The 10,233-nt window shown below is 47.4% G+C and carries 11 protein-coding genes and 1 pseudogene; 1 reads left to right on the forward strand and 11 read right to left on the reverse strand.

Features of this window, described 5'->3' with window-relative positions; all coding sequences use genetic code 11:
- Positions 1 to 470: 4'-phosphopantetheinyl transferase (locus JO226_RS04835; RefSeq protein ID WP_367273509.1), on the reverse strand; the 470-nt coding region annotated here is incomplete at its 3' end.
- A 22-nt stretch (positions 471 to 492) separates the two neighbouring features.
- Complete coding sequence (locus JO226_RS04840; RefSeq protein ID WP_293494048.1) at positions 493 to 1,089, reverse strand: LysE family transporter; 597 nt, start codon at positions 1,087 to 1,089, stop codon at positions 493 to 495.
- Positions 1,090 to 1,227: 138 nt separating this feature from the next.
- Between JO226_RS04840 and JO226_RS04845 the strand changes: the two genes are divergently transcribed.
- Positions 1,228 to 1,800 (forward strand): helix-turn-helix domain-containing protein, encoded by a 573-nt coding sequence (locus JO226_RS04845; RefSeq protein ID WP_125366639.1) that lies wholly within the window; start codon positions 1,228 to 1,230, stop codon positions 1,798 to 1,800.
- A gap of 50 nt (positions 1,801 to 1,850) precedes the next feature.
- On the opposite strand, the gene JO226_RS04850 is transcribed toward JO226_RS04845, so the two are convergent.
- The 9 genes and pseudogenes from JO226_RS04850 to JO226_RS04890 form a co-directional block, all read right to left on the reverse strand.
- A complete protein-coding gene (locus tag JO226_RS04850; protein WP_293494058.1) occupies positions 1,851 to 2,567 on the reverse strand; it encodes an alpha/beta fold hydrolase in 717 nt (238 codons plus the stop codon).
- On the reverse strand, positions 2,560 to 3,477 hold the full coding sequence (locus JO226_RS04855) for a DMT family transporter (protein WP_293494061.1): 918 nt from the start codon (positions 3,475 to 3,477) through the stop codon (positions 2,560 to 2,562). Before JO226_RS04855 ends, JO226_RS04850 begins: the two co-directional genes overlap by 8 nt.
- A complete protein-coding gene (locus JO226_RS04860; protein WP_293494064.1) occupies positions 3,470 to 4,150 on the reverse strand; it encodes a hypothetical protein in 681 nt (226 codons plus the stop codon). The genes JO226_RS04855 and JO226_RS04860 overlap by 8 nt, the downstream gene beginning before the upstream one ends.
- A gap of 16 nt (positions 4,151 to 4,166) precedes the next feature.
- On the reverse strand, positions 4,167 to 5,108 hold the full coding sequence (locus tag JO226_RS04865) for a chlorinating enzyme (protein WP_293494067.1): 942 nt from the start codon (positions 5,106 to 5,108) through the stop codon (positions 4,167 to 4,169).
- Between the two features lie 25 nt (positions 5,109 to 5,133).
- Positions 5,134 to 5,385, reverse strand: a complete 252-nt coding sequence (locus tag JO226_RS04870) for a phosphopantetheine-binding protein (protein WP_293494070.1) — start codon at positions 5,383 to 5,385, stop codon at positions 5,134 to 5,136.
- A 3-nt stretch (positions 5,386 to 5,388) separates the two neighbouring features.
- Positions 5,389 to 6,921: an amino acid adenylation domain-containing protein gene (locus JO226_RS04875; protein ID WP_293494073.1), complete on the reverse strand. Its 1,533-nt coding sequence runs from the start codon at positions 6,919 to 6,921 to the stop codon at positions 5,389 to 5,391.
- A 556-nt stretch (positions 6,922 to 7,477) separates the two neighbouring features.
- Positions 7,478 to 8,223, reverse strand: a pseudogene (locus JO226_RS04880) (integrase domain-containing protein); the annotation flags it as partial.
- Positions 8,224 to 8,279: 56 nt separating this feature from the next.
- Positions 8,280 to 9,401: a cupin domain-containing protein gene (locus tag JO226_RS04885; RefSeq protein WP_293494076.1), complete on the reverse strand. Its 1,122-nt coding sequence runs from the start codon at positions 9,399 to 9,401 to the stop codon at positions 8,280 to 8,282.
- A gap of 134 nt (positions 9,402 to 9,535) precedes the next feature.
- A partial coding sequence (locus JO226_RS04890; RefSeq protein ID WP_293494079.1) for an MFS transporter occupies positions 9,536 to 10,233 on the reverse strand: 698 nt, incomplete at its 5' end.

Genomic DNA, 10,233 nt, shown 5'->3' on the forward strand with positions numbered 1-10,233 from the left:
AGAATGTGGTCCGAAGGCAAATCGCAGGAGTTGGTCAATGTATCAATTTCCCTGGCAAAGGCAATGCGCTGGCTTATCGTATCGAGAGCTATTTTCGGTGAGAGCGATTCAATATCTATCCCGACCCGGCCATGATGCATTTTGATAACGGCGGCAGAAGCAAAATCGCTATCGTGTGAAATTGCCCCATGATAGGAGGAAGGCCAGGAGGGAGCGCGATTATTTGCCATCAGCGGCGCCCGTAGCGAGATATCGAAATGCTGTAGTAATTTTTGAGCGCCAATCCGTCCAGCAAGATATTCAGCCCGGCGTTGATCTGACGTGTTCGCCAACCGGCGCGGGAGCGGTACATCATAAATTCGGAAAGCATCATCCAGCACGCCATCCCAGGCGAAACGCAATACGGTGAAATGGATGTAATCGGGTAAGACTTTCATTAGTCGTTGTGTTTGATACCAGCAAATTTTCATGGTTACTCCGTAGGTTTACGCATCAGACAGCGACGGAATGGTAAACCATAGAAGCAGCGAAGCTCGCCATCGCCAGCGACAGCCCGCGATAAAAAAACACCGGCCATAATCGTGATTGCTGCAGGCCTTGCCTGGCAATCCCCTTCCCACAGGCAACCCATATAAAAGAAAGAGGCAATAGCGCGACAAAAACACTCAGCATGGCAGCAGTGAAAGCCTGAAGCTCTCTGAAAGCAATTGAAGGAATGATATATGTCGCAAAGACGAATGATTTAGGGTTAAACAAAGTGGTAATAAATATGGTTTTCATTTCAATGTTTGCCGGTCGAGTCTGTAATGAGAACCTCCAGACTTTAACAGCCAGCCAGGCGACATAGAATGCTGATAATAATTTAATAATACCGAATAAAAACGTGCCATGTTGAGCTAAAACACTCACAATAACGCCCCAAAAGGTGATTGCGCAAAAGTATCCACCCCATTCGGCAATGATCATTTTTATACTTGGCCTGATACCACTGGCGTACCCTGAGAAAAGGAGAAGAGTATTGGTTGGGCCGGGCATTACAAGCAACAACATGCCAGAAACCATAATTTTAATGCAGTCATTCAGTAACATTTCAACCTCTGATACATTAACAAATGAGAAAAATCAGACTGATAGCCCGCGTTTAAATTCATGTGTCACTTTTAATGCTATTTTCTTCCTTAAATGTTAATATGCTACTAATTTTATCCCGACAGTGAAGATTAAAAGATGAGTAATGCACAACAGAGCGATCGCTTAAAAAAAACGTACACCAACATTGGTAATAACGTAAAACAGTTACGAATAGCTCGAAATCTTTCACTTAATGAACTGGCAAAACTTTCCGGCGTCTCCAAAGCTACGTTGTCCACGCTAGAATCGGGCGGTTCTAATCCTCGCGTAGATACACTGGATTCCATCGCCAGCGCACTAAGACTTACATTAGGCGATCTGCTCGGTAATAATAATGAGCGCTATCCCTATATTGAAAAAAATGCTGACTACAAAGGTGATTATTCCCAAGTAATGAAGTTTCGCATCGGTCAGGGGAATATCACCGAAATATGGCATTTACAAATGAAACCAGGTGTGGTAATAAATAGCCCGGCTCATGTATCAGGGACGCATGAACATATCATCGTCCACCTTGGCACATTACTTCTGAAAATATCTGACAGTGAAAGCATTATTCTTCAACCTGGAGATTTTTATGCCTTCTCAGGTGATGTTAAACATGCCTATATTTGTGCAGATGATGCGGTAAGTGCGACGGTTATAATGTCTTACAGTACACAAGGTTAATTCAGCAGGTTAGCGGCATTACTGTGTTACCCCTCTCCTGCCCACGCCATTTAAATATTAAAGACCTTGTTCTCCCGTATAAAATACATTGTTAGCTCGCTAATCTCATGAGCCTGTGCCTCTGAAATAAAATGCCCCCCAGAGATCCCCTCCAGCCTGAATGGCTGGAGGGTGCATTCTTGCCATCGTTGCGGTGGAGAAGGAAATAATGGGTCCTCTTTTCCGTAAAAGGCTAATACTGGAATATCATCAAGCACGGCGCTATCTTCTTCACTGATAGAATTAGCAACCTGCAAATCAGCAGATAGCACCTGCAAAAATTGCTCCAGCAAAACGGGCTCTCGCTGCAGCCAGTCAGGTAATTGCCCGAGATGATTAGCAAAATTAAGTAATGAATCTTTTGCTATTTCACTGGATTCAGTAAAGTCAAAAAATTTACGGCAATGGATTGGCTCGTTCCCAATCACCACGAGCATGCTTTTCTGTCGAGCATCATAGTAACGGTATTTTTTTGCCATCACATATGCGATATAGGCGCCGAGACTATGGCCCATAAAAATTATCGGACAATGGCGCGGCAATTGTGGACAAAAATCCTTAATCACCTTATTGATATCCGTTAGTAACGCCTCCTGACGGCGGCGTCCGCGGCCAGGCATTTCAAACTTACTCACATTGAAGTTTGAAAAGTGCTTTTCCAGTACATTCAGAGCGGCAGCGTTCCCTCCTGCATGATGAAACATAGCGATATGTGGCTGCTCATTCATAGCGCTTCCCTTCAGCAATACGCCCCAACAAGGCCGCACATATAATGATCCCGCCCCCTATTGCTTGCAGCAAACCAAGGGTTTCCCCCATGATGGTGATGGCAAACATAGCTGCAAAGGCCGGTTCGAGAGACAAGATCAACCCGACGCGCGTCGGACTGGTTATTTTAGCGGCATATAATTGCATCAGGAATGCAAATGCCGTCGCCAGCAGACTCAGAAAGAGAATCAAGCCCCATGTCGAAATAGATATTTCAGGAATATATTGCAGCGCTGTGGGTTCGGTCAGCACAATAGTAACCAGACCGAGGGCAGCGACAACCAGTAATTCAATCAATGTGATATTGATTAGCGAGTAATCCTTACCAGCGGTCTGCCGACCAAACATAAATATCTGAAAACCGCGAATCAATGCAGCCGATAAGATAAGAATATCGCCTTGATTGAACTCAATATTACCATTGGCCGTAAAGCTCAACATGCAGCCACCTGCAAGAGACATAAAACAGGTGAAGTAGATGAATTTGCTTTGTTTTCTCTTGCCGATAAAACGTTCAAAAAAGGGAACTAACACCACCGATAATGCAATCAAGAAACCTGCATTTGCAGCAGAGGTGTGTTTAACGCCAAACGTTTCGAATGTCAGGATCGCATAAAGAAGCACACCAAATACGATCCCATTAATCACTTCACCACGAGTGAAGTTGTTTAATCTGACACGAGTGCCAACAAACATGAAGGGAACAGCCAGTGCGAACCTCAGCATTAAAAACAAGGGGACAGTGACCCCTGCGTGGATAATAAGCTGCATCAAGGAATAACTTGCCCCCCATGAGAGGGCAACGGTCAATAATCCCAGATCAATTATCCAAAGTCGGCTGCGTGGCGCCAGAATAGAATAATTAGACATGACATTCCTTTAGCGGGGCATGCCCGGCATCATAGCTTATCCGTAGCGTGCCCTTTTTAAACTTTATCGCCTTAATGCTAAATGAGCTAATTTTTGCCAAATCATCCGTGTGCGTCCCGGCACAAGGCATAGCCTCTGATTGGTTAATCTGGCATAGCCGGGTAGAACCCTCGAACCAACTGCGGATTTCCGCGCCCTTCTGTAGACGCTGGCAAATAATGCGCTCAATTTCAGCCGCATCCAGGCGATCGGCTGGAATAGCTGAAGCATCAATGGCGCTAAATTCCACCCGCGACTCACCGGGGAAATGATGCCCCCGGACAGCCATCCACCCGAACTGACGCATTTCCCAATTCAGTAAATGCCCGGCAGTATGCAGTGCCGCATGGTAAGCGCGGGCATCTGCTGATACAACTGATGAAACTTTTGTTTCTACCGGCGGCGAAAAAGGAGACTGCGGATAAAGAACCACTAAACCTGATTCCTGTTTTTTTACCACCACGGGGATGTCATTAACCCACCCGAGATCTGCAGGCTGCCCGCCTCCCTGCGGATGAAAAATATTATCCTGCAGGGCAATCCATTGCCCTCCTTCATCAGCACCGGTAGCAATGACATCGCTTAATATATTAAAGCGATAGGTGTCCTCCAGATAACACTGGTTTTGTTGCATAGCGATAATCCTTATTTTATACAGAAAGAGGAGTAAATGGATTTCCGAGCAAGTTATGGGTTGCTATACGATTATTAGCATTACGACTTTGGCCAGCAACAATCACGCAGCAAAATTTATCCAATGGGATATTACCACCATACTCATGCACATGATCGGTATTGGGGTAAATATCAACAAAGCTGGGTGCGTAGCGGGTAGCAAAGCCCATCCGATATACCTTATCAGATATATTAGGATAGGAAGCATGCATTAATGTTGACCAAAAGATGACGCATTGACCGGCTTTCATCTCCAATGGGACGGCCTGTTTTTCATCCGGATGCCAGTCAGGATCTATTTGTAGGTCGCGATAATCATAACCAAAGAATCCACGGCTCTTACCTTCCTTTTCAATATTATTAATAATATCACTTTGATATTGCATTGATTTTTTTTCATCATAATTCATTTTATGATGAGTGCCAGGCATAATTTCCAGACAACCATTCTCAATGGTTGAATCGGTAAAGGCTGTCCAGACCGTTAAGGTCCCTTTTCCAAACTGATCTTCAGTTTCTCCGGGCCAAAGAATTTGCGGTTTTCCACTGGCGTTAGCAAATGTATCAGCCTGATGCCAGTCAGTACCTTCATCACCAGGGTATTTAGGAAAGAACTCTGTACGCCAGCACAAAACATCATCGCCAAGGATATCTGATACCGGCGCCACAATTTTGGGATTAGTGACATGCTGGCTAAGTTTATTGATATCAAGATGGCGATCGTAATTTGATATATTTGTTGCCGCACCGTAGGAGTCTGAAGGGTAAGCAGCATTAGAACGATCTGGTAATTGCCGACGAACGGCACTCCAAATTTCCGCCATTTCTTCCGGAGAATAAATAGTAATTGGGCCGATATAACCATTTTTATGGAAACTGGCAATTTGCTCTTCAGACAAATTAATATTATTTGACATAGTAATCTCCAGTGAGTGATTGGTTTTATTTAATGCTGTAAAATGTTTCGCTAAGCGTGCCGTTATATAGACGCTCCATGGACAATGTTAAATTGAATTCATTTCGCACACGTTCATTAAGTGCAATGGCAATCATGGAATGCCCACCAATATCAAGGAAGTTATCTTCCGCGCTGACTGGTTTTTCTAAGACATTTTGCAGCCATGCAATATACTGTTGTAATGCAAGTACTTTTACCTGTTCTTTATTGACATCATCTAAATCAACAGCGTTCATAATTTACTCCACTGAAAGTTTCAGGTGTTGTTTATCGATTTTTCCATTAATGGTTTTTGGTATAGCATCAAAACCGCGATAGCGAATAGGTCGCATATAAAATGGCAATAACTCTTTCGCCAATTTATGTAGCTGTTCAATAACATCTGCTTTATTGTCAGTTGATGCAAAACAACAAACCAGATGATGGCCAAGTGTTTCTGAATGAGACGTTATGACTGAAATATCGATAATCGATTCAAGCCTTGCAAGCACAGACTCAATCTCGCCAATTTCGATACGATAACCGTTTATTTTTACCTGTTGATCGCAACGCCCCATATAAACTAACTTACCTGCGAAATTATATTGAACAAGATCCCCTGTACAATAATACCGCTTGGCAATATTATTTTTTTCAGCCAAAATAAATTTACCATCGGTTCCATTATTCTGGTTCAGGTAACCCGGAGTGACTTGCTCGCCACAGAGAAGCAATTCGCCATAGCCTGATTGCTGATTACTCTCATCAAGAGGCCGAATGATGTAATCGAATCCTGGTAATAATTCACCGATAATTGACTCTGTGCGCTCCAGATCATCATCACTGATAATATGCCAACTTGAATGAACAGTCGTTTCGGTAATGCCGTACATATTGACCAGTAAAGGAGACGTCAGCCCAAAATGCTGCTGCCATTGTTTGAGCATCTGAAAATTAAGCCTTTCGCCACCAAAAACAACAAACCGTAAAGCCAATGACCCCTTCGGGAATTGACAGAGCCAAGGGGCATTAACGGAAAAAGCACCAGGCGTCTGGTTAAGTAAAGTAATTTTTTGATCGTGAACGAGTTGTGCCAGTTTACCAGGGGTCAAACGAGTTTCATTATCTGGAATGACAAGCTTCCCACCATAAGCTAAAACTGACCACATTTCCCATACTGAAAAATCAAAAGCATAGGAATGAAAAAGCACAGTGGAATCATCTTCGTTGAACTTAAACACAGGTTCCGTTGCAAGAAAGAGAGCACGCAAATTAGCATGGGTGATCGGAACACCTTTCGGGTTACCCGTCGTGCCCGAAGTATAGATAATATATGCCAATCCTTCCGGAACGGCCGCATTCAGTAATGAATCCGCAATAACAGATACCGACAGCATCTGGCATATGCTTTTTGCCTGAAAGCTGGCAAAGTTTGAATGACCGCTCTCATTGATAATCATGCGAGGCTGAGAATCATTCAGTATCAGACTATTGCGCGCTACTGGCGCATTACGGTCTAGCGGTACATAAGCAGCACCAATGGACTGAATCGCCAGAATAGAGGCGATTAACTCGGCACCTGGTGGCAGTTCTATTGCAACCCGGTCACCAGCGTGAACACCTTCATCCTTCAGGGCCTGAATAATCCTGAGCATCCAGTCTCTAAGCTCGCCATAGCTGATCTCATGATTGAGATCTTTAACCGCAACCCTCTGTGGAAATTTCCAGGATACTGCCCAAAAAAGCTCAATCTGAGTTAGCGCATCATGTGCCTGTGAATCAATGATTCTCATACAACACCCTCACGTTCGGAATAAAAGTACAACAACACCAAGAAACGAACAAATGTTTTTTTATTGTTAATTTTAATTTTTCATGTAACACGTTATAAAATAAGAATAAATAAATTATAATCCTGTAATTGTATCGAAATGATGCGAAAGTGGTGTTCGTTTTAATTTCTAATTTCTAGTCTCAGCCGATTGACTCAGTGTTCGCTCGCTCACAGCTATCTGCATGTAAATCATGGATAAACAAACGTCATGGCGACATGAATGCGGGTGGATGTACTTAGTTTGAGAGGAAAAGGGCTGGTGATAGCCCAAGCATGATCCTAACGGTTGGAGACGGTGTGATTGCTGGGGGAATTGGTTGAGTTTGTTGGGAATTTTTATTTTTTTGCGATTGAACTCTAACTATCACATCATCAATGACTATTGAAATAATAGAAGGTCAAGTTCTGGGGAGGGGATATACTGTATAGCGCGAAGATTACTGGCATCAGTAGCGGGTATTCTATGAGGAATTATTCGAGCCAACGTTTGTTAAAATCAGGCCCTTTTGATGTATTTACTCGCCATGTCCGTACACCTGCTCAATATACCTCCCCCGTCCATCTCCATGTCCCAGATCCGTTGAGGTTACGGCCAGAGCCTCTTTGTGGCTTAACCCCTGATCCTCGTAATACCGGATCGCGTCTGCGCCCAGGCATAGCGCAGAGAGTGGGGTGAGTATTCGCCCGTCAGTCCGGCATCGCGGAGATGGTTGTGCCAGTAGTCCATCGCAGATTTCAGATCCGGTTTGTCAATGAGATGCCCGTCACGCTCCCCGGCAATCTCAAGCGCCTCTTTCACAGCCTGGCGAACCGCTTCCCGATTAATCACCTGCGTCATACGCGGTCGTCCGCCTTTGGTGCCAAAGATCACCGACAGACGTTCAGCGACTTTTTCCAGCTGTTTATCCCAGGTTTTCAGCGACTGGCAGCATTGTACCGCTTCCTGACCACGCAGGCCCATCACTCGCGCCAGTTGCAGGCTGGCCGCGAGGCCTGCGTCTGCTTGCTGTATCCGCTCCAGTACCTGCTGGTAAAGCGCATCCGGAATGGCCCGGTGCGTCCCATCACGGCTGGCACCACTGATACCGAGTGATTTGTTGCTGATTAATTCGGACTGGCTGAGCTGTGTACGACCGGCTTCAGCCAGAATGGAACGCACCATCGCCATTTCGTTCTGTAGCGTTCGCAGAGAAAAACTCTGCGCCAGCCGTTCATGGATATATCCCGCGATGTGTCTGGCTTTGAGCTGGCTGGTGCTGGTGGGAACAACATCCACTTTACCAGCACCTTCAACACGACGATTTCACCCGTGTTTGATTACTCTTCGAAGAACCAGTAGCCCTGGTTCATCAGCCCGGTCAGTTCGGCGATAAACGCCGGGTTGTTCAGGGCATCGCCCAGCTCATCCCGACCGAGCTCGGTGTAGCGGCACAGCGCGTCCGCAGCGGTGGGTTCAACCGCATCCATACACTCACTGTTGACGAAGTAGCGACCACCGACGTTCAGCACCCGCAGTCCGCTCAGACGGGCCAGGCGTTCGCCGCTTTGCAGCGCGTCCAGCACCTCTTCCGCCGTGTAAGGCGGTTCTGCGGCGGCAATATCCAGCTCGTGGCGCGGCGTGGTGACGAAGCTGCCGAACCACTGGGTGAAATCTTCCGGCTTGCTAATCATCGCGATCATCATGTCGCGCAGACGATCCAGCTCGTACGCCTCCACCCGGCCCGGGTGTTCGCGGCAGGTCAGATCCGGATCGTTGTAGTGCTCGCCGCCGAGATCGTTTTCCAGCGCGTAGTCAGCAAAGCTGCTGATCAAATCACGCCCGTTCGGCCCGCGAAAGCCCACCGAGTAGTTCAGCGCGGTCTCGTGCGTGAAGCCATCGTGCGGGAATCCCGGCGGGATATAGAGAATATCGCCAGGCGCCAGATCTTCATCGATGATCGGCTCGAACGGATCGACATGCAGCAGCGCCGGATGCGGACAGAACTGACGCATCGGCAGCTTGTCGCCCACGCGCCAGCGGCGGCTGCCCATCCCCTGAATGATAAATACATCGTACTGATCGATATGCGGGCCAACGCCGCCGCCCGGTACGGAGAAGGAGATCATCAGATCATCCAGACGCCAGTCCGGCAGGACGCGAAACGGGCGCACCAGTTCGGCAGAAGGCATATGCCAGTGATTAACCGCCTGCGCCAGCAGCGACCAGCCGGTTTCGCCAAGGCCATCAAAATGCTCGAACGGGCCGTTGCTCGCCTGCCATTTGCCATTGAAATGGCTGACCAGGCGACTGTCGACCTCCGGCTCCATCGCCAGCCCCGCCAGCTCGTCCGGGGTGATAGGATCGACAAAGTTCGGGAAAGCATTCTTTAAAACAACAGGTTTTTTTTGCCAGTATTTCTCCAGAAATTCCGGCCAGTTCAGGTTCAGTTGATACGCCATAGGTCACACCAGTGAGAAGACAAACGGGCCTGATTATAGGAAGGCTTGCGGCGGATTTGCCTTGTCAGCGGTCAACCTTTCGGCGGGTGTGTGGTGGGAGACAGGAATCTAAAACGCCCATTTAATGTATTGTTTTATGACGTTCTACGCAGTACCCGCAGGTCAGGGATCAGCGTCGCAAAACCGACAATAGCCATGAAGAAACCCACCCATAACGGCGCTTGCAAACCGTAGCCGAAGCTGATGCCCAGCCCTCCCAACAAGGCGCCGACCATGATGCCGAGCGTAATGACAGAGGTATGTACCGTATTGACTAAAGAGCGCCCGTTCGCCGTACGAATCACCCGTGTGGCCATGGCAGGATTCATGGTTACCCCCACGAGGCCGATGCCCACCAGCGACAGGGCTGAGATCAATTTATTGGTGGCAAAAAGGCCAAACAGGGCGAGGAAGAATGCCAGGATTGCGAGACCGACGGCGAGAACGGCAATGGTGTGACGGTCCGCCAGTTTACCCACGACGGTGTTGCCTATTACCGTCGCTACCCCGTATACGATCAAAAGGATAGCGACTGCCGTATCGCCGTAGCCCGTAAGGCCCTTCAGAATCGGAGTGAAGTAGGTGAATGCGGCAAAGGTAGCGCCGATGATTAACAGGCTGGTCGAGAAAACGCCCCATAATTTGAGATTATTAAGCGCCCCCAGTTCCCCCTTCAGGCTCACAGCTTGTTGCCGGGCAATCGAAGGGATGCCGCAGAGGCTGGCAATGCCAGCCAGCGCGGCCAGGGCGCTGACGGTCCAGAAGCTCTCGCGCCAGCCTGCGTGGGTGCCGA

Source organism: Pluralibacter sp. (assembly GCF_019237635.1).
Classification (GTDB): domain Bacteria; phylum Pseudomonadota; class Gammaproteobacteria; order Enterobacterales; family Enterobacteriaceae; genus Enterobacter_B.

Bases quoted from the DNA above. Each gene is read 5' to 3' on its own strand.
- JO226_RS04850 (WP_293494058.1), bottom strand. From the start codon at position 2,567: ATGAATGAGCAGCCACATATCGCTATGTTTCATCATGCAGGAGGGAAC.
- JO226_RS04845 (WP_125366639.1), top strand. From the start codon at position 1,228: ATGAGTAATGCACAACAGAGCGATCGCTTAAAAAAAACGTACACCAAC.
- JO226_RS04855 (WP_293494061.1), bottom strand. From the start codon at position 3,477: ATGTCTAATTATTCTATTCTGGCGCCACGCAGCCGACTTTGGATAATT.
- JO226_RS04885 (WP_293494076.1), bottom strand. From the start codon at position 9,401: ATGGCGTATCAACTGAACCTGAACTGGCCGGAATTTCTGGAGAAATAC.
- JO226_RS04865 (WP_293494067.1), bottom strand. From the start codon at position 5,108: ATGTCAAATAATATTAATTTGTCTGAAGAGCAAATTGCCAGTTTCCAT.
- JO226_RS04875 (WP_293494073.1), bottom strand. From the start codon at position 6,921: ATGAGAATCATTGATTCACAGGCACATGATGCGCTAACTCAGATTGAG.
- JO226_RS04860 (WP_293494064.1), bottom strand. From the start codon at position 4,150: ATGCAACAAAACCAGTGTTATCTGGAGGACACCTATCGCTTTAATATA.
- JO226_RS04870 (WP_293494070.1), bottom strand. From the start codon at position 5,385: ATGAACGCTGTTGATTTAGATGATGTCAATAAAGAACAGGTAAAAGTA.
- JO226_RS04840 (WP_293494048.1), bottom strand. From the start codon at position 1,089: ATGTTACTGAATGACTGCATTAAAATTATGGTTTCTGGCATGTTGTTG.